The organism is Oryzibacillus soli (genome assembly GCF_051594765.1).
Classification (GTDB): Bacteria; Bacillota; Bacilli; order Paenibacillales; family NBRC-103111; genus Paenibacillus_AR.
This window is the reverse complement of the sequence record NZ_JBPPGJ010000015.1, coordinates 47,596-67,205: the sequence shown is the minus strand read 5'-3', so window position 1 is coordinate 67,205 and position 19,610 is coordinate 47,596. Positions and strand designations below refer to the sequence as shown.

The 19,610-nt window shown below is 55.4% G+C and carries 13 protein-coding genes; 10 read left to right on the top strand and 3 right to left on the bottom strand.

What is annotated here, in order from left to right; genetic code table 11:
* Positions 1-335: 335 nt before the first annotated feature.
* Entirely contained in the window at positions 336-1,157 is an 822-nt protein-coding gene (locus tag ACSEXW_RS19785; protein WP_438447902.1) for a DUF2935 domain-containing protein, read from the top strand.
* 12 nt (positions 1,158-1,169) lie between these two features.
* Here the strand turns inward: ACSEXW_RS19785 and ACSEXW_RS19780 are convergent, their stop codons facing one another.
* Positions 1,170-1,910 (bottom strand): EcsC family protein, encoded by a 741-nt coding sequence (locus tag ACSEXW_RS19780; RefSeq protein WP_438447901.1) that lies wholly within the window; start codon positions 1,908-1,910, stop codon positions 1,170-1,172.
* A 114-nt stretch (positions 1,911-2,024) separates the two neighbouring features.
* A complete protein-coding gene (locus ACSEXW_RS19775) occupies positions 2,025-4,181 on the bottom strand; it encodes a DNA topoisomerase III (RefSeq protein ID WP_438447900.1) in 2,157 nt (718 codons plus the stop codon).
* A gap of 843 nt (positions 4,182-5,024) precedes the next feature.
* Between ACSEXW_RS19775 and ACSEXW_RS19770 the strand changes: the two genes are divergently transcribed.
* The 6 genes from ACSEXW_RS19770 (at position 5,025) to ACSEXW_RS19745 (ending at position 15,920) form a co-directional block, all read left to right on the top strand.
* Complete coding sequence (locus ACSEXW_RS19770; RefSeq protein ID WP_438447899.1) at positions 5,025-6,335, top strand: S-layer homology domain-containing protein; 1,311 nt, start codon at positions 5,025-5,027, stop codon at positions 6,333-6,335.
* A gap of 1,021 nt (positions 6,336-7,356) precedes the next feature.
* Positions 7,357-13,068 carry a glycoside hydrolase family 78 protein gene (locus ACSEXW_RS19765; protein WP_438447898.1) on the top strand — a complete coding sequence of 1,904 codons (5,712 nt, stop codon included), beginning with the start codon at positions 7,357-7,359 and terminating at the stop codon, positions 13,066-13,068.
* A 128-nt stretch (positions 13,069-13,196) separates the two neighbouring features.
* On the top strand, positions 13,197-13,391 hold the full coding sequence (locus ACSEXW_RS19760) for a hypothetical protein (protein ID WP_438448007.1): 195 nt from the start codon (positions 13,197-13,199) through the stop codon (positions 13,389-13,391).
* Positions 13,392-13,466: 75 nt separating this feature from the next.
* Complete coding sequence (locus ACSEXW_RS19755) at positions 13,467-14,138, top strand: stalk domain-containing protein (protein WP_438447897.1); 672 nt, start codon at positions 13,467-13,469, stop codon at positions 14,136-14,138.
* Between the two features lie 22 nt (positions 14,139-14,160).
* Entirely contained in the window at positions 14,161-14,958 is a 798-nt protein-coding gene (locus ACSEXW_RS19750) for a TatD family hydrolase (protein WP_438447896.1), read from the top strand.
* 308 nt (positions 14,959-15,266) lie between these two features.
* Entirely contained in the window at positions 15,267-15,920 is a 654-nt protein-coding gene (locus tag ACSEXW_RS19745; RefSeq protein WP_438447895.1) for a FusB/FusC family EF-G-binding protein, read from the top strand.
* Positions 15,921-15,972: 52 nt separating this feature from the next.
* Here ACSEXW_RS19745 and ACSEXW_RS19740 read toward each other — a convergent pair whose 3' ends face one another.
* Positions 15,973-17,133: a THUMP domain-containing class I SAM-dependent RNA methyltransferase gene (locus ACSEXW_RS19740; protein WP_438447894.1), complete on the bottom strand. Its 1,161-nt coding sequence runs from the start codon at positions 17,131-17,133 to the stop codon at positions 15,973-15,975.
* 111 nt (positions 17,134-17,244) lie between these two features.
* Between ACSEXW_RS19740 and ACSEXW_RS19735 the strand changes: the two genes are divergently transcribed.
* The 3 genes from ACSEXW_RS19735 (at position 17,245) to ACSEXW_RS19725 (ending at position 19,426) form a co-directional block, all read left to right on the top strand.
* Positions 17,245-17,901 carry an O-methyltransferase gene (locus ACSEXW_RS19735; RefSeq protein ID WP_438447893.1) on the top strand — a complete coding sequence of 219 codons (657 nt, stop codon included), beginning with the start codon at positions 17,245-17,247 and terminating at the stop codon, positions 17,899-17,901.
* Positions 17,902-18,026: 125 nt separating this feature from the next.
* The gene (locus ACSEXW_RS19730) at positions 18,027-18,650 is read left to right on the top strand and encodes an SGNH/GDSL hydrolase family protein (protein ID WP_438448006.1); all 624 of its coding nucleotides are present in this window, start codon (positions 18,027-18,029) and stop codon (positions 18,648-18,650) included.
* 176 nt (positions 18,651-18,826) lie between these two features.
* Positions 18,827-19,426 (top strand): YcxB family protein, encoded by a 600-nt coding sequence (locus tag ACSEXW_RS19725; protein ID WP_438447892.1) that lies wholly within the window; start codon positions 18,827-18,829, stop codon positions 19,424-19,426.
* Positions 19,427-19,610 lie beyond the last annotated feature (184 nt).

The following is a 19,610-nucleotide window of genomic DNA, read 5'->3' as shown; positions in this document are numbered from 1 at the left end:
GGACGCCGACGTCCCTTCAGAAAGACCGGAAGACCGGAGCCATTTAGATTTAGGGAGGACTCGATCGTGGCAAAGCGCATTAAAGGAATTTTCCGCAAGCTGCTTCAACAGCCCTGCATTCCGTTCTAAGGAACCCTAGGAGGATACAGGGGATGACAGGCAGCATTCATCGCAGGACCCTACCACTACGCAGGCTCGAATAGGCTTCTCCGTCGTATCAAGACGGAGGGCCTTTTTTGTTGCTGCTTGAAAGTTGAGAGCCGGAACTCACCAATCTGGGCGGATGCACATATCGTGGGTGTAGCGCAGGATACCGCCATTGGGGAGGAACAGATATGAACAAGATGAATTATGCGAATTACGCCGAGGCATCGGCTTTTGAGCTCCGGTTCTGGCTGCAGGTGCTGGGAGACCATGCCCGGTTCATCCATGACTCGTTGGCGCCGTCGGAGCAGGCGGAGATTCACCGGGCCAGGGGCTTCATTCAGGCATTCGACGGACTGCTGGAGCTGAGCCGGATGGAGATGGGCAATGCCGAGTGGATGGGATTGGCGCAGACTTCGCTGCATAAGGGAGCGGAGCTTCGGGCCTTCAAGCTGCATCTGATCCGGCGGCAGCTGACCGGCGCCATCAAGCTTGCGCTTCCTCCCAGCTTCATGAACCATATGGTGAACGAAGTGGAGAAATTTCTGCGGATCGCCCAGTCTCTCGCTTCCGGCCGGATTCCGACGCTGCTGGACCCGGTCCAGCTCCATCTGCACTGGCTGCTGGATGCTTCGGGCCATGCGGCTGCGGTCCGTGACATGGCGGACCCTGCGGAGAAGAAATGGAAGGAGACCGGTGAAGCGTTCAACGAAGCCTTCGAGCAGTTCTATCTCAAATCCGTGGAGCTGGCCGGTTTCATGCGGACGAACCTGAAGGATTTCCCGGCGCTTGGCCGGTTCAATCAGCAGGTGGAGCTGGAGATGGCCTTGTTCCTGAGCTTCCTGAAGGAGCTGGAGGAGATGGAGCTCCGCCATGAGGTGCTCGGCACGATGAGCCCCCTGATGGCAGATCACATGGCCCGGGAGGAGTGCTACTATCTCCTGAAGCTGTCGTGGGTATCCGAGGTGGCGCCGCCGGCCTGCGACCCGGGGAAGCCCCGGACGGATGCCTAACGGTCTTGCCCCTTAGTGCGACAGCTCATCGATGCGCCGGCGGATGCGGTACAGGTTCATGGCGTTCTCTCCCAGCTCCTCCACGATGGAGTAGTTGGCCCACGCACCGGCAACCGCCCCGAGCCCGGGGATGAACTGAAGCATCTTCTTGAAGTCGATGGCGTCCCGGTATTCCTTCTGGAAGTCCTCCCAATCCATAGATGCGTAGAACTCTTGGTCCCGGGACCAACGGGCCCGTTCGTTGGGCCAGTTCTTCAGCTCGATCAGGAGGGTCTTGCGGCGGGCGGGAGAGGTATACGTGAACTGGAACACCTTAAGCAGGAAAATCCGCTCCGAGAAATCCTTCGTGTCATAGCCGTAGACATGGGCCAGCTCGAACAGGAGCTTCATCTTGATGGCGATTAGCGCCGGAAAATCCGCCAGTGCCAGCATGAACCCGCCGGCGCCCGTACCTGCGCCTTCGGCTGCGGCCACTTTCTGGTAGGTGGAGATCAGCTTCTCCGCCGTCTCGTCGGATAAGGGCAGGTCCAGGTGCTCAACGCTGCGCCGCGGGGTATACTCCGCACCGAACAGGGAGGTGCGGACGATGGTCCGGACGGCGGCCGTTATGGCGTCGTGGACTTTTTGGGGGATTAGAGCGTTGATGCGTTCTCGGACCTTCTTGGAGGTGCGCTCCAGAAGACCGGCAGGACGAAGGACGTCTCTCTCCCAGGCATCCAGACGGATGTTCAGCCGGGATTCATAGGTTTCCAAGGCAGGACCTCCTCATGGATGGTGTGATGTTTCATACGGAGCATGCCGATCCCGGTTTCAAAAGAAGAGCCTCCGATTCCACCTGATTCTTCAGATGGTTTCGGAGGCTTCCTGCTATTCCTGCTTGCGTTCCAGCGCGGCTTTCAGGGCTTCAGCCAACCCGCCGCTCAATTGGACGTTGTCGCTGAATTGCTCCACCATCTGCTTGCTGGCCCGGGCTTTGGCTTGCCGGCCCCCTTGACCTGCAGTGGTGTTCTCCAGCTTCTCGATCACGTTGCAGCGGCGGCATTGGAAGTACTTGCCCGCCTTGCCGTCGTGAATCTCCATCTTCTTGTGGCATTGAGGGCAGCGGTGGTTGGTCACCGTAGGCTCCCCTTGCCGCCGGTAGCTGCATTCCCGGTTGATGCAGACCAGCATGCGCCCCCGCTTGCCCTTCACCTCTTGAAGCGCCTGTCCGCACTCGGGGCACTTGCTGTGGGTCAGGTTATGGGGCTTGTACTCCGTGTCGCTGGCTTTCACTTCCTGGACGAGCTGGGCTGCCTGTTGGCGGATGGAGGCGAGGAAGGCGTCCATACTGCCCTTGCCCTTCGCGATGCTCTCCAGCTCCTGCTCCCACTTGGCGGTCAGCTCCGGCGAGCGGAGCTCGGGGGAAGCCAGCTCGATCAGCTGGCGTCCTTTTCCGGTGGGCATCAGGCTTGCGCCCTGGCGCTCGATGGTGTCGGTCTTGACCAGCTTCTCGATAATATCCGCCCGTGTGGCGGGGGTGCCCAGGTTATGCTTCTCCATGGCGGTCAGCAAGGACGCCTCGGTATAGCGCGCCGGCGGACGGGTCTGACGGGCCAGCTCCTTCAGCTGCTTCACCGGCAGCGTCTGGTTGGGCTGCAGCTCGGGCAGCCGCTGCTGATCGGCCAGGTCGTCCTGCGTGACGTTCTCGTCGTCTTGATCCGGGTCCGTGAAGTCGCTGGCACCGTACGCTTCCTTCCACCCCGGTTCCTTCATGACGGAGCCGGTGGCGTGGAAGCGTTCGCCGCCGATGTCGAGCGTAACGGCCAACTGGTCGAAGCGGCACGGGGGCAGGAACAAAGCCAGGAAGCGGCGGACGATCAGGTCGTACAGCTTGCGCTCCTCGTTGGATAGGGCGCTCAGGTTGTTGAACTGCTCCGTGGGAATGATCGCATGATGGTCCGTGACCTTGGTGTCATCGATCAGGCGCTTGGTCGTGTGCAGAGGGGACTTCAGAATTTGACGGGCCAAGGCCGCGTACGGTCCGACGGCAACACTCTGCAGCCGGCCCTTCAGAGTGGGCACCATATCGTGGGTTAAGTACCGGGAGTCCGTCCTCGGGTATGTCACCAGCTTGTGCTGCTCGTAGAGGCGCTGCAGCAGCCCGGAAGTCGTCTTGGCGGAGAAGCCGAAGCGCTTGTTGGCATCCCGCTGCAGCTCCGTCAGGTCATATGCCAGAGGCTGCGGAATGGTCTTCTCTGTGCGCTTCAGCTGCTGGACCTGGGCCGGCTTGCTGCGGATCTTGGCCAGCAGCAGCTCCGCTTGAGAGCGGTCGAAGAGACGCTGCTCGCCTGTGGAGGTGTGTCTCCATAGGGCTTGGAAGGAGCCCAGGTCAGCCTGGAGCAGCCAATAATCCACCGGGCGGAAGGAGCGGATGTCCTGCTCCCGGGCGCTGATAAGCCCAAGGGTCGGGGTCTGTACCCGCCCGGCGGCGAGCTGAGCGTTGTATTTGCTGGTCAGCGCCCGGGTGACGTTCAGCCCGATCAGCCAATCCGCTTCCGCCCGGCATACCGCCGACTGGTAGAGCCGGTTGTAGTCCTGGCCCGGCTTCAGCTTGGCGAAGCCCTCGCGGATGGCCTGATCGGTCTGCGACGAGATCCACAGGCGCTTGAAGGGCTTGCGCCAGCGGACCAGCTCCATGATCCAGCGGGCCACGAGCTCGCCCTCCCGCCCGGCGTCGGTGGCGATGATCAGTTCAGATAGGTCCGGGCGTTTGCACAGCTGCTCGATGGCCTTGAATTGGTGGGAGGTCTCGCGAATGACCTTCAGCTTCATACGGTCCGGCAGGATGGGGAGATCCTCCAGATTCCAGGTTTTGTAGGATGGGTTGTAATCTTCGGGCTCAGCCAGCTCGACGAGATGGCCCAGCGCCCAGGTTACCACGTATTCGGGGCCTTCCATATGGCTCTTATGCTTCTGATTGGCGCCCAGCACCCGAGCCAGGTCCTTGGCGACGCTTGGTTTTTCGGCTAAGACTAGAGTTTTCACGTAAAAAGGCCTCTCCTTTGCAGCTTCGCATATAATGTCCCCATTGTAAGGAATCCGGCGGGAAAAGAAAAGCGGATGGATCCAAGGGGTTGCCAAATGGGCGGTTCCCGGTTATAGTGGAAGGGTATGGAAAGACTGGATGATGATTCTCGTGTACGTGTGCGGAAGAACCGCCCCGGACTGCAGCTGAGTGCTGTGGTTTCGGGGCTTTTTTGTGCGGTAAGCATAGGCCAAAGGCATACATGCCGGTGGTTGCCCGGGTCACAAAAAAACCACGGATCGCTTGGTGTGTTCGGTTAACACAAACCAAAGGCATAAATGCCGCTGGTTGCTCGGGTCACATACAAAATCTGAGATCAAAGGCCCATATGCCGCCTGTTACGCGGTAGAGTGGAATAAGGGGCATATCAATTTCAACCAAAGGCATAAATGCCTTTCATCGAGTCCGATGAAGGGAAAATAATGAACAAAAGGCAAATATGCCGTTGATCAGATGGAAGATATGGGAGGGGGCGAGAAAAGCAGGTTTTGACAGCAGCACAATCCGATTGACTCTTTTTCAGAGCTTCTTTTGGCACCATAGTAACACCCCCTTATTGGTTTAATGGAATCAATCGGCGATGTCGGTGGCTGCGACTTTATGAAATCGGAGACGGGATGGAATTTGTCACTGACAAATTATTGCATTTCCTGCATAATTCGCTATATGGCCTCTGGAAAATTGTCGATAGGGGGTAACGACATTCGGTTTGAGCGAATGATCCAAGATCTTCCGGCGTCTGTAATAGAGAAGAGTATATTCATGGCAGCCATTCTGCCCATTGTAGGAGGATACATACAAGGATGAACATGTGGACGAAAAGTGCGATCGGAATTCTATTAGTCTTAGGCGTCGGCTTTGGGGGAATGGGATGGGCCTGGGCCCAGGGGAATGCAGGGGATGCAGAGCGGATCAAGATGAACACCGGCGATACGGACAAGTGGGCGGTTGCCGGCAAACCGGCCTTCCGGGACACGGAGGGACATTGGGCAGAATCCGCCATAAGACTCGCTGTAGAGAAAGGGTATGTGAACGGCTATGAGGACGGTACCTTCCGGCCGGAAGCGGAGGTCACCCGGGCCGAGTTCACCAAGCTGGTGATCGGTGCCTTGAAAATACCCGTAGTCGGTTCTGCCTCAGGGTCCGATTGGTATGTGCCCTATGTGAATGCGGCTGTGACTTCGGAAATACACGCATGGAGCGACTTCACCTCTGGTGATTGGAAGACGCCCATGACCCGATCCGAGATGGCACGCATGGCCGCTAGAGCTGCGGGGGAGAAGAACAGCGAGGACAAGAAATGGATGTACTTGGCCACGCAGAAGGGATTAATCAAGGGCACCGATGAGACAGGAACGCTGGACGAGGGGGGGACCACTACCCGGGCGCAAGCGGTGACGATCATCGAGAGGGTCTTGGACGTAAAGGCCGGGAAGAGTTTGCCAGCAGACAAATACGCTGTGAGCCGGGCGGAGGTGCTGTGGCATGGGACGAATCTCGAATCGATGTTGGATGGGATATATATTGATGTGCAAAAGACCCGGCCTGAGAATCGGTTCAATCCAAGTTTGGCTCATTCAGAGGTCGAAAATGGCGACGTTCAACACTGGTCCGAGGGCCCCTTCGTCATCGACACGGACGATAGCAACGATCCATATCGGCATCTCTTGGCAGGCAATGAAGTATCAATATTTGGAAAAAACAGAGAGGAGCGACTTCCTATTCCAGGAGGCGCATACGCGATCGTTACGGTGAATCACATCTTTGTAAGGGATTATAGCGGGGTAGAAACATTAAGCAGACATGGATATATGGAGGCATCCACCAGCTTTTATTATGACTCAAATAACATGGTAGTTGACAATGTTTTGCATAGCAGCTCAGCTATTAACTTCACCAGAAATGGGAAAAGTGAAATTGCCTTCTCAATACCTTCGGGGACCAGTAATAAGGAGTTTGTTTACAGGAAAGGAAAACTATTACCGAAAGAAGTAGTAAGGAGCACGTTTATAAATTCTTTTAACATTGGTTATCACCGCTTTGAGGATTATGGGCAAAAACCAGTCACTGTCGCAAATTATACATTGACTAAGGATGCATCATTGGTGAGATAGGATGAAATACAACCGAAAGCGAATCTCCCTAATCGCTTTATTATTGCTTGTATCTGTCATCGTGGTATATGTATTTATCCCTAGTAACGTGGTTCAAGCTGAAGAAAAGGTATTGGGGAATGTGCAAATGAGCTCCGTTGTGTTAGAGGGTAGCTACTACGCCTTTTCCAATAATGCAACCCAATATTATGGAGATGTAAGCGTTACGCCCGATCCAGGTAAAAAGGTTACGAAAGTCATTCTTCGGAAATCAGCTACCAAAGAAGAAATTAAAAAGTTGTCCAAAACGGAATCGGACACATATTCGCTCGGAAATATTTCTGGTGTGGAAATACCGTTAGATGGCAGCATCACTCAAATTGACGGTTTATTCAAATGGTTTCGCGACCCGACGAATACAAGAGTGTGGATGTACGACTTGGATGGGTACAGACACTATTTTCGAACGGATGGGGTCTTTGATAAACCCCAAGCTAGTGCAAGGTTCATCAAACAACCAACCGGGAGTCCTTTCCCAACCAATTTACAATTTGACTCTGCGCCTTATGCTGTTGGCTATGAGGGGCGGACACACAAGACTGGAGACCTTCCCTTGTATTTGGATGGGGGTGGGTATAGTTTCCCAGTAGAAAAATTAACATACCTTCTCCCAACGTATCAAAAAATGATGGATGTTGATGATTCCTATATCCCTCCTGGAGATATAGGGGATTCCGGAACGGTCAGCATAGACTTTGAGAACCGGGAATTGAAATACTGGTTCGATGCATTCTATCGTGTGGAACCGCGTAAACAGGAACCCTATTCAGGCGGATCTGGCTTGGTCAATAGTTATTATTCAGCGTGGGAAGTGAAACTTCAATCCAGGGTGTATCAATACGATCAGATGGAGATTGTGTACTACCAGGAGCCTACGGCTTCTTCTCCATCCCCTTCTGCATCATCCTCACCCACGCCAACCCCTGCCCCCACAGAGCAGCCCGAAAAAGTCATAGCCCGGTTCGAGTTTGAGCACCCGGTGGTGAGCTTCGGGGACTCGAACCTGGCGAAGCCGATTGGCTCCTCCGTGTCCGGTGGGAATGGCTGTACGCTTAAGGAATATATCTGGACCATTTCCCAAAACGGGCATACCACTACCGTCACGAACAACGGGACCGTCTCCATTGGAGGGCTTCCGTCTTGGCCCAAGTGGCTAACTACCGGAACGGTAACGGTGAAGCTGAAGGTGGTCTCTACCTGTGGAGGCACCGCTACAGACGGGCCGAAGACCTACGAGATTGTGTCCCCGCCCACTTGTGGACCTTCGAACCGGGCCCCCGTATTCACGGCTGGATTTGTCAATCACGGCAACTCCGGAGCGATGAAGCGGTTGGACTCCGCGTTCCCTGGGGATTGGCTGGACGTTCAGATTATCCAGGAGTCGCTTGACGATCCACCCACACCATATGACCCTGATGGGGATTCCTATTATTACATGTGGGATTGGGAGGGCGCAGCTGCGCGGGACCCTTGGTTGAAGAAATACTACACGGACTACCAACCATGGGTAAACGATAACCGGTTCTCTTTCCCGTTCAGCATGATCCTTACGACAGCGGATATGGGTACGCACTATGTGGAAGTATCCGCCACGGACCGTTGCGGAAATTCCAACACCGTGAGGGCGGGGATCAGCGTGATTGCCCCGAACCCGGTTCCGATCATCACGCTTCCACCTAAAGTAGTGGAGGGAAGACCGTTTACGCCGGATATCAGCGGGACAAACAGTTACAGCCCGAAGGGTTACACCATCTCCGGTTATGACTGGTACGGGACCAAGCTCCCGGTATACCCGACGGCTGGAGCCTACCCGATCAAGCTGGACGTCACCGACAGTATGGGGCTCCGATCGCTATCTCCGGCCACGGCCACATTGAATGTCCTTCCGGATCTCCCACCGCTGGCGGATGCCACCCTGCCGTCTAAGGGGCTTCGCGGCGTTCCGATGAACATGAAGGATACGTCCTACAGTCCGGACGGAGATATCTTGGTCGAGCGAAGCGATACAGTAATTTGCGACACCAATTTCAACGGCAGCTTTGCGGATGATCCGGCCACGACGCTGACCCGGGATTCGGACGGGAATATGGTCTTTACCCCGGACAAGCTGGCCCATTGCGTCCTTAAGGTGTACGCCAAAGAAGATTGGGGGAAATCGGCGTCGAAGGAAATTCCCTTCGATATCGTGAACCGGCAGCCGGATAACCAGATTGACGTGAAAGGGGAGAACCCCCTACCTCCGGTTGTGGACGGCATCCAATACAGCATGGCGGACCTTTTGACGGATTCCAACCGGTTCCGGGTAGAGGACACCCTACAAACGAGCCGTCTTCCAGGCCTGTTCTATGATGCTACCGAACAAGCGCTTGGTGCACCGGATCGTCAAACCCAGCTGTACAACATTCCAACCAACGGCACCTTTACCATTTCCAACACAGGGTTTGATACAAAGGTTCCTTGGCACATGGGGCATAAAGGGAAATATATTCCCATGCAGACCCGTGCAGGGAAAAATTTCTGGTACTTCTTCGAGGCGGATTCGAACAGCAATTATGCACCATATGGAATGCTCCTCCACCTCTTTGATGCCAGAATCAATACCGCCCGAACGTATAACCCCCAGACTAGTCAACAATGGTCTTATTACGTGAAGGTAAATCCCGGAGCGGATATGCTGTGGGTTCGGAAAGTGTCTCATCCGAATCAATGTAACTATGATTACACCAAATGTCCGCAGTTGGGTTACGTGGTGGATGAGCTATACAAGGTATCGAGTCTGGTAGGAGGGAATGATTCCCCTTATTATCAGAGTCCTTATACAAGGTGGTCAGGGTATTCGGTCCCAGGGCAATATGCGGCCTATTGGATTCCGACTAACCCGCCACCCGCAGGATGGATCGAACCGGCTCATCTGGTTAAACCGGATGGTCCTTTGCCGACATGGAATCTTAACAACAGTGGGTCAAAGAGCTATACCCCAGAAACGCTGCCGTCCTTCCGGGATAAACAGGGGAACTCTTATGGGTTCTCGTGTACGTCCAGACAGGAGGCAAGCGGATGGGATGATGACGGGAATCCATATATCTTTACCGTATACTCCTGCAACCTTCAAAAAATAAGTCCGGCGGGAGACATACTTTGGACAGGTTCAAAGGTATATACCAATAAAGCGCAATCCTCTAATTCGGTGGATTATCATGCAGCACCCAAGTTGGATGTCGTATATGTCACGCAGGACAACAGCAAGATTATCACAAATGACGGCATCTATGACAACGTAACCGGGGCGTATATCGGGCAAATCCCGTACAGTGATTTTTCCTTCTATGACGGCGCTCCGGGTTGGTGTATCGGCTGTACAGGGCCTAGACTCGATTATGGGTATGGCAGTTCTACCTGGAGACCCATTTTCCAAAAACAATACCAGGATGTCATCTACTACACGGCGCTTACTCCTACACAGATCCCGTGGTCGGACAGTTCCTATACCAAGTACACCAACCATCATATCCTATACAATATTCGCACGGGTCAGACCTTACTGGATGTGACATCTGGATCTTCCAATTCTCGCAATAACGTAAATGATACGACCACAGGGGAAATGACAGCGGATGGAAAGCTCTTGATTCCCTTCCCGTCCTATGTAGTAGAACAGCAACCCTCACAATGGGGCCCTTATAACGTTCTTGCATCCAGGCATGAAGTAAGGGTGTACGATATGGTCACAGGTGCTCAACTGATGACTACGGGCCCTCAAGCAACGGGACTTGGCCCCCTTTGCAATAATTACAACAACGGCGGACGAACGCAGATTGTCCTTACGGGAGATGGAGAAGGCTATTTGTGGTACGGTAGCCTTGATACGGATGGAGATGGGGAAGATTGGAATGACAACTGTTATGGCATTCGTAAATTCTCCTTCTCCGGAAGCAGCACTTCCGGGAACCGGTACACCTACGGAAACATTGTGGACCAATCGACTGACCTGGAAAACGGTTCCTTGTACGTCTCCGTGAGGTATACGGATACCACCTTCGGAAACGAGGTCGGGGCCGGGATTACCTTCCGTGAACAGGATAACCGGAACTTCTATCAAGCGGAGCTGGCCCCCGAGGGAGTGGTCCTAAGCAAAACCGTGGATGGGGTACGGACACAGCTTGCAAAAGAAGTGTTCCCGCTGCCCGCCGGCAAGTACTCAGAGTTGAAGGTTAAACTCCTGCGGAACCACATCGTTGTCTCCGTGAACGGCGTCCCCATGATCGATGTGTACGACAGCCAGTTCGCAAGCGGGAAATACGGTATCTTTGCCAACGCTCCCAATCTGTACATGAAGCACTATCATGTCGAGAAGTTTGCGGGAAGCAGTACGATGCTCGACAATGTGGTGCTGGTCGATGCTCCGATCCAATACAGCGTCCGGTTCACAGACCCGGACAATGATCCGGCCATTCCGCAGTTGGGGACGTGGACGTTCACGAATCTGGAGCCGCAGAAATTCCTGGACGCCGGCGACGGAAAATCCGATACGGCCGCAGCCAACTCCTACGAGAACCGGGTGGTGAACACGCCTTTTGCGAGCATCCATAAGGTGGGGATCTTCCGGGTTAGCTTCTCCGAGCCGGATGACCCGGCCCCTACGGATCAGCGCTACCCGGATCCGGCCTACGAAGATTTCCGTCTCTATGCGGATCCGGACACCAAGCTTGTGGCGGTCCACCGCAGGCCGGTCAGTCTTTTTACGGCGTGGCAGAAGGAGGATCATACCATCGGGTATGCGGATCAAAGCTATGATCCGGACCGGTGGTTGAGCGAAACCCGCTATTCCGTGGAGAAGCCGGAATTCGCCATGAACCGGGGAATCTACCGGTATCTGTACTCTTATACGACTCCGAGCGGAAATACGCTGAGCGGCAAGCTGGCAAGGCCCTCGGAAACGGGGACTTACACTCTTCGGCAGGCGGTTGCGGACGAGTACGGGGCATGGTCGGAATGGTACGAAAGGGACATCTATGTGGAGGTGCTACCTCCAAACGGCCCTCCCGCTGCAGTCCTTACCTATCCGAACGGCACGTACATTCAGCCGGCAGCAACGACAACCCATACCCCCACCATCCGGTGGAGCCAGAGCGACCCGGATCCCGGCACAACCTTCACACAGGTCCGAATTACGGTGAAGGAGGAATGGGGGACCGTGCTGATCGACCGGACGGTTCAGCAGAATACTGCGGCCCCGACGGGGGAATGGACCGTGGATACGGCCTTGCCCGGGGCCCGGAAGCTGCAGGTCCAAGTCATGGTCCAGGATGACGGAAATGCTTGGTCCCCGTGGTCCAATACCGGTTGGATGACCATCAATGATAAGCCGTCAGTGGCGATTACGGATCCGCTCGGCACCGAAGCCGTGCCTGCGGTGATTCAATCCGACAGGCGGCCGGTCATCAGCTGGTATCAGACGGATCCGGACCGGCTTCATTTCAACAAGTATTACCTGGAGATCATACGGCCGGACGGCACCATGGTCTGGAACAGCGGCTGGGACGCCTATCAGAATAGCACCTCCTATTGGAACGGCTGCCGGATCCCGGTGGACCTGCCGACCGGCGAGGTGCTCGGCGTCAGGATGAAGGTGACGGATCACGACGATGCGATGTGGTCGGACTGGAGCCGGACCGAATGGTTCCGGATCAATCTGCCCCCATGGGCTGAGATTGCGAGTCCCCGCGGTACCTTCTACGATCCGGCCTTGACCTCGCAGACGCCGTTGATTCGCTGGAGCCAGCAGGATCCGGATCCGAACACGGTGTTCACCGCCCGCCAGATCCGGATCCGTCAAGCGGACGAAACCCTGATCTGGCAATCTCCGGTCCTCGTAAAATCTACGACCGAACCGGAAGATGAGCATCAGATTGCCGATCCGTTTCCCGCAGGAATGAAGCTTCAGATCGAAGTGAAGGTCTGGGATCAGGACGGGGCGGAATCCCCTTGGTCGGCGCCCCAATGGATCTTGACCAATCGGCCGCCCCTAGCCAGCTTCCAATGGCTCCCTCAGCCGGTATGGGAAGGAGATATGGTACGAATCACCAGCACCTCCACTGACCCGGACGGCAATCCGTTGACTTACGAATGGAGCTTGGAGTCTCCGGACGGGGACGTGTTACATGGCTCCGGACCGGAATGGCTCGGCCGCTTCTCCCTTCCGGGAGATTATCGGGTCCGCCTCAGGGTATCGGACGGACTGCTGACGGACGAAGCGGTCCGAACGATTCACGCCGCTCCGTTAACGATTCGTTCGGAGGTGAACCATACCTCCGAATGGCTTCGGAGGCATCAGGAGCTGGGGCACCAGACGGAGACGGTGCCCAAGGATTTTTATTCCGGGGAACGTCTGTTGGTGCAGACAACCGCTGCGCCCGCTCCGGTGCGGGAAGCCAGAGCCTGGCTGGAGGAGGAATCGATGGACGGAGGGCTGATCCGGATCGATGCCGTGCTGCTGCAGGCGGGAACGGACCCAGTTTATACCGGGGAGCTGTATGATGAACGGCTGGGCTCGTTGACGGAGCGTCTGCCCAATGGAACATGCACGGTTCACTTCCTGCTGATCTATGCCAACGGAGTGGAGAAGCGGGAGGATGTTCCGATCACGATCATCGGGTCGGTCCACCAATCTGTTCAAGTTCATCGCGTCCAATGACCGTCAAGAGAAAGGCGGACACTCCGGTGTTCGTCTTTTTTCATTTTGATTGCATAACCGTTCGCTTTTCGGATAAAATAAGAACAGACGTTCTTGTTTATTTGCGAATGGGGGCGATTGCGGTGCAAATGGAGAAGTATGTAGGACGTACCGTTGAGATCGTATATCTGGCACAGGACGGCCGGCTGTCCCAGCGGCTCATCCAGGTGCGGAAGGTAAGCGGCGCACTCGTGTATGCGTACTGCATGTCCGCCAAGCGGCCCCGTACCTTCCGGGGGGACCATATTCTGGCCGTTCGGCCCGTCTTCCGGCGGGCGGGATGACGTTCTATCGTGCAACATTTGGAGCGCCGGCCATGTCATATAGATATAGAATTCAGGCATGGGGAGCGATGGCGGATGAAACGGTTTGCAGCTGGAGTATTGTGCGGGGTCCTCTTGACGGCCGCAACGGCCGTGTATGCTACAGATGTGGCGGAGTCCTATCTGTATCCCGCGAAGTATGTGTTCAACGGAAAGGCGAAGGAAATCGGCGACGGGTATGTGACGCTGAATTATGGAGATCATGCTTACGTGCCGGTTCGTTTTGTCGCCGAAAGCATGGGCGCGCTGGTGAAATTCGACGAAGCTACGACTACAATCACCGTACAAGACACCAACCTGAGTCGCAAGCTTCAGCTGGATGCCGGCTTCCTGCCCGCCGCGGCGTCCGGGAAGCTTCAGGGCATTCCTTACGGCATCGGCGCGGCGAAGGATGCGGTCCACCGGGAGTACGGCGAACCCCATAAGACCGGGAACTGGCATAATTTCGGCTATGAGGCGTGGTTTGACTATGATTACTTCTTCCATAACCCGGACGGAAGCGTAAGCTCCATCGTGATTACGGGGGACAGCGCCCGCTTCTCCATCGATGATGTGAAGACCGCCATCGGGTTGCCTCTCTACGAGGGAACGGACGAGATGGGGGAGGTGCCCTGGTATTTGTGCTACGAAGCAGGGGAGTACCAGCTGTTTTTTGCAGCGTCGGGCAAAGGCGGATTCATCGATTACGTGTTGTACAAGAAGAAATGATCCGGGCCGGAGGGAGGGACGGATGATGCATCCGATGATCGATGCGCATATTCATCTGGATCTGTATGAACCGGGGGAGCGGGAACAGCTGCTGGACGCTCTGGACGATCACGGGGTGAAGGGATTGATCGCGGTTTCCATGCATGCGGAGTCGGCCAGGGAGCTTCTTGAGCTTAAGAAGCGTGCGAGTTCACATGTCTTCGCGGCGTTCGGCTACCATCCGGAACAGGTCCTGCCGTCACGGGAAGAGATGGATCGGTACTTCCGTTGGATTCGGGAGCATCGGGAGGAGATGGCGGCTGTCGGGGAAGTCGGGCTTCCCTATTATACGCGGATGGAAGCGGAGGCTTCCGGGGAGCCGTTCGATCAGGAGCCCTATGTGGAGCTGCTGGAGCGCTTTGTCCAACTGGCGGCTGAGCTGGAGAAGCCGCTGGTGCTGCACGCCGTTCATGAGGACGCGCACTTGGCGTGTGATTTGCTGGAGAAGCATGGAGTCGGGCGGGCCCATTTCCACTGGTTCAAGGGGAGTCCGGAAGCTCTGCAGCGTATGAGGGCGAACGGCTACTGCATCTCCGTCACGCCGGATGTGGTGTATAAGGAAAGGACCCGTTCGCTGGTGGAGGCATATCCCATCCATCTGCTCATGGTGGAGACCGACGGTCCGTGGCCGTTCGAGGGACCATACGCAGGGCGCCGGACGCATCCGGCCATGATGCGGGATTCCATTCGAGAGATTGCCCGGGTCAAGGGCATGACGGAAGAGGAGACCGGGAGAATCTTGTTCGAGAACACTTGCCGGTTCTACCGCTTGACCCTGTAGGGAGCAGGAGCAGGCGAACCGAATCTTCGGCTATATTGAAAAATTCCATCGTTTCATCCCAGGGGATGGCTGTTTTTCGTCCTTCCGTTCGGATATAATGGACCTATTCGATGAACGGGAGGTGGTACTGATGGCAATCAGAGATTGCCTGATTGGAACAGCCTCATGCAAAGCCTAATTTGGAGGCGATACTTTGCATGGGGGGCCGGCCAGGTGTCATCAAGTCGCCCGAAATGAGGAACGGTCGTTTTCTAATAATGGCTTTGCACCTTATTCGTTTTACCAATACCAATAAGGGGCTGACGTCCATGGGCGGACCATTTATTAGAAACTATCAATATAACGCAATCAAGAATCAGGCCGATACCGTGCTTCGCGCACTCCGGACGGTGGGAGATCCGAAGATCCTCGAATCCGTACGCGGCAGCGCACAGGCCAAGGTGGCCGAGCTGTTCCCTGACGTAACGGACAACCGGAAGAAACTTCTGGAATCCATCTCAGAGTTGAAGACGGCTGACGAATTCCACGACTATATCCAGGCGCTGGAGCCGTATCTGCTCGAATTTCCTGCCATCACCGAGAATCAGATCCGGAAGCTCTTCCCGAAGAACAAGAAGCTGAAGCTGCCCGATCTTGCGGCCATCGACTTCCGGTATGTATCCTACCTGAGCTGGATCGATATCTCGACCAACAAGATGTTCATCGTGTACCATGACGGCACACAATTCGTCGGGGTGGAAGGCAGATTCACCGCCACCAGCAAAAAAAACTTCTGCTTCGTATGCAACCGGTTCGAAGAGCTGTCTCTCTTCTCGGCCATATCCAAGAAGAGGCCGGAGCATGCTGCGCCTGACTACTACAAGTCCGTCGGCAACTATATCTGCACGGACAGCCGCGAATGCAACAAGAATATGACCGATGTGGCGCCGTTGGAGCGGTTCATCGATTCGGTAATCGGATAATCAAGCAAGAACAAGAAGCCCCCGGACCCGGGGGCTTCTTGTATGTCTCAACCTATTCCTGATCCAGGCTCATCTTCCTGTCCCGCGGAGGAAGCGGGCCCAGGTATTGATGCAGCGCGACCTCGATCCGCCCGTTGAAGAGTTTCCGCTTTTTGGTAGCCGCGCGGCCAAAGTAATGCTCCAGCTGCTTGCTCGGCGTCAGCACGAAGGTGGACCAAGTGGGGGATCCTGCGGTTAGGGAGCCCAGCTGTCGCAGAGCCATCTGGACCTCCTCGGGGTCGCCGATCCGCTCCCCATAGGGCGGGTTGGTGATGACGCAGCCGTAGTCTCCGCGCAGGCGTGCTTTGGCCACGGGCAGGGTCTCCAGCTTGATCTCCTTGGACAAGCCGGACGCCTTGAGCGCCGCCTGCGCCACCTCGATGGCCTTCGGGTCGATGTCGCTGCCCGCAATCTCCAGCGGGATGTCATCCCGGACCGAGTCGATGGCCTCGTTGCGGGCCTCCTCCCAGCGCGCCTGGCCGATCCGCGGCCAAGTCTCCGAATTGAAGGACCGGCGCAGCCCCGGTGCCAGGTTCCAGCCGATCATGGCCGCCTCGATGGGGATGGTGCCCGATCCGCAGAACGGATCGTAGAGCGGCCGTTCCGGTCTCCATCGGGAGAGCAGCACCATGGCGGCCGCCATGGTTTCCTTCAGCGGCGCTTCGGTGACGAGCTTGCGGTAGCCCCGCTTATGGAGGCCGGCACCCGTGGTGTCCAGCGTCAGGGTGGCGACGTCGTTCAGGAGCCACACCTCCGCCACATAACGGCCACCGTCCTCGGGGAACCAGTCGCGCTTGTAGCGGAGCTTCATTTTCTCGACCATGGCCTTCTTCACGATGCCCTGGCAGGCCGGAACGCTGCTCAGCTGGGACTTGTGGGAGCGGCCCTCCGCCGGAAACTCCCCGTCCTCGGGGATCCACTCGTCCCAAGGCAGCGCCTTGGTGCCCTCGAACAGCTCATCGAAGGTGGTCGCCTTGAATTCCCCCATCTTGATCAGGATGCGGTCCGATGTCCGGAGCCACAGGTTGCAGCGGCAGATGGCCAGCTCGTCCCCCGAGAAGGTCACCCGACCGTTCTCCACCATGACATCGTGATACCCCAGATCCTTCACCTCGCGGGCCACTACGGCCTCCAGCCCCATGGGGGCGGTTGCGATCAATTGCAGCTTTGCCATGTTTACCGTTCCTCTTTTCTCTTCGCTTCCGATATAATACCTTAGTATAGGCGAAAACGGCATGTAATGCCAAACCGCCCCCGAACCCGACAAAAAAGGCAGGTAGAACCCATGAAGGAACGTCCCACTCACTCCCGCGAGCAGCAGGAGGCCTATATTGAATCGCTGTACGCCGCCGACCCCGATCTGGAGCAGGTCGGTGCCACTCTGGCCGAGCGCGGCATCCATGACATCTCCGTCGCTCCCGGCTATGGAAGGCTCTTGTCCCTTCTGGTCCGGACCTCCGGCGCCCGGCGCATCATCGAGATCGGTTCCCTAGGCGGCTACAGCGGCATCTGCCTGGCCAGGGGCCTGCCGGAGGACGGCAAGCTGTATTCCCTCGAGCTGAAGCAGGAATTTGCCGATCTGGCTTTGGAAAATATGACCCGCGCCGGACTTGGCGGCCGCGTGGAATACCGGGTCGGCGAGGCACTCGCCGAGCTCCGGAGATTCGAAGCGGAGGGAGAGCGGTTCGATTTCTTTTTTATCGATGCGGACAAGGGGAATTACGTGAATTACCTGGAGATGGCCATCAAGCTGGGCAACCCCGGAGCGCTTATCGTGGGCGACAATACATTCCTGCGGGGGAGAACGCTGCATGAAGAGGATCAAGGACAGTCCGCCCGCCGGATCCGCCGGTTCAACGAGCTTATCGCCACCCATCCCCGACTGGAGAGCACTATCCTTCCCGCCTATGACGGATTGGCCATCGCCCGGCTGAAAAGTTGAAATACGCAAAAAAAACGTAAAAATGTACCTATCTCCCGCATCCAAAAGGTGTATGATGGAAACGGAACCAAAAGGACAAAGGAGAGGATCTCGTGCTCAAGCTGGAGAAAGGCGATAAGCTCGTCATGATCGGCGACTCGGTCACCGATTGCGAAAGAACCAAACCCGTCGGGGAAGGATTATTCAATGCCCTCGGCCGCGGCTATGTCTCGTATGTAGACGCATTGTTAAGCGAAGTGTATCCGGACTACATGATCCGGGTTGTCAATATGGGAACCAGCGGGAACACGGCCCGGGACCTGAAGAATCGTTGGACCACCGACGTGTTGGACCAGAAGCCCGATTGGCTGTCGGTCATGATCGGCATCAACGACGTCTGGCGGCAGCATGACCTGCCCCGGATGCCGGAAAGCCATGTCTACCTGGAGGAGTATGAATCGACCCTGCGGGAGATTCTTCAGGCGGTACGCCCGTCGCTCAAGGGACTGGTGCTGATGACGCCGTATTACTTGGAGCCGAATCCCCAGGATGCCATGCGGCATACGATGGATCAGTACGGGGCCGTCATCCGCAGGCTGGCCGACGAGTTCGACGCGGTGCTTGTGGATACCCAGGCGGCGTTCAACCGCCTCTTGGCCCACATGTACCCGGCGGCCGTCAGTTGGGACCGGGTGCATCCCAACCACATCGGACACATGACGCTGGCCAAAGCGTTCCTGGAGGGCGTCGGGTTCCAGTGGAGCCGGTGACAATAGAATAGATGGAAAATGGAGGCGTGCCGGAGTGTTTCGGCAGGCTTCTTTTTGTTGTGTAATGCATGTGTATGATTGCTATATATGTATAGATCAGGATATGGTTTGTAAGTACGTCTTAAAGAATGCGAGGCATCCGTATGTATTCCATTCAAGATGAGTCGGAAGTGATCATGACACACGTTACCAAATTATCTATTGATGAATACGTCAAGATTTCGAAGATGGTGGATAATAGTACTTTCAGAGGTCTTTCAATATTATACGGTATGTTTTTCTTATTTATTGTAATTGTGCCTCTAGTAAAGGGAGAAGATATGGTTATAGGGCTTAATCTCCTCCCAACTCTCCTACTAACAATTTTCTTATCTTTCATGCTGATACGCAGAAGGAAGGGCAATCTAAAAAGAACGTTCACTGAGGACAATGTCTTTAGGACGGGAATTGTATACGACATCACAAATCGTGGAATCGGATATCGGTCGGACCGTCACTCAGGTATGTATCTCTGGAACGAGATTCATAAAGTCATTACCAATGGGGATGCCTATATTCTATTATTGAAAAATAGAGCTGCACTTGTTTTTATGAAGCATCAATTTACTGACCTGACTGAAGTGAATCGGTTCAGTGAATTAATAAAGAGCAAGTTAAACCCGGCACTTTTCGGAAAAGGAAGGAAGCCTCTAGATGTAATCAAAGTGCTAGGGCTTATCTGTTTTGTTTTTTTGGTGTTCATTGGAATAATCCGATACTATGCTTCTCACGTATAAAAAACCGGAGACTTAGCTGAGTCTCCGGTTTTTTATATGGATATCCATCCAAACATGGACGTATCGGATATGGGCTACGGGTGTCGATAACGCACCTGCGTTATTTTCGAACAGATTTTCCTATTATAGACTGAAAGGTGGTGTTTACCAATCATGTTAATCATAACCATAGGGGTGGCAGACT

Coding starts and splice junctions, on each gene's coding strand:
- ACSEXW_RS19740 (WP_438447894.1), bottom strand. CDS start 17,133: ATGGCAAAGCTGCAATTGATCGCAACCGCCCCCATGGGGCTGGAGGCC.
- ACSEXW_RS19750 (WP_438447896.1), top strand. CDS start 14,161: ATGATGCATCCGATGATCGATGCGCATATTCATCTGGATCTGTATGAA.
- ACSEXW_RS19755 (WP_438447897.1), top strand. CDS start 13,467: ATGAAACGGTTTGCAGCTGGAGTATTGTGCGGGGTCCTCTTGACGGCC.
- ACSEXW_RS19735 (WP_438447893.1), top strand. CDS start 17,245: ATGAAGGAACGTCCCACTCACTCCCGCGAGCAGCAGGAGGCCTATATT.
- ACSEXW_RS19785 (WP_438447902.1), top strand. CDS start 336: ATGAACAAGATGAATTATGCGAATTACGCCGAGGCATCGGCTTTTGAG.
- ACSEXW_RS19725 (WP_438447892.1), top strand. CDS start 18,827: ATGACACACGTTACCAAATTATCTATTGATGAATACGTCAAGATTTCG.
- ACSEXW_RS19770 (WP_438447899.1), top strand. CDS start 5,025: ATGAACATGTGGACGAAAAGTGCGATCGGAATTCTATTAGTCTTAGGC.
- ACSEXW_RS19745 (WP_438447895.1), top strand. CDS start 15,267: ATGGGCGGACCATTTATTAGAAACTATCAATATAACGCAATCAAGAAT.
- ACSEXW_RS19730 (WP_438448006.1), top strand. CDS start 18,027: ATGATCGGCGACTCGGTCACCGATTGCGAAAGAACCAAACCCGTCGGG.
- ACSEXW_RS19760 (WP_438448007.1), top strand. CDS start 13,197: ATGGAGAAGTATGTAGGACGTACCGTTGAGATCGTATATCTGGCACAG.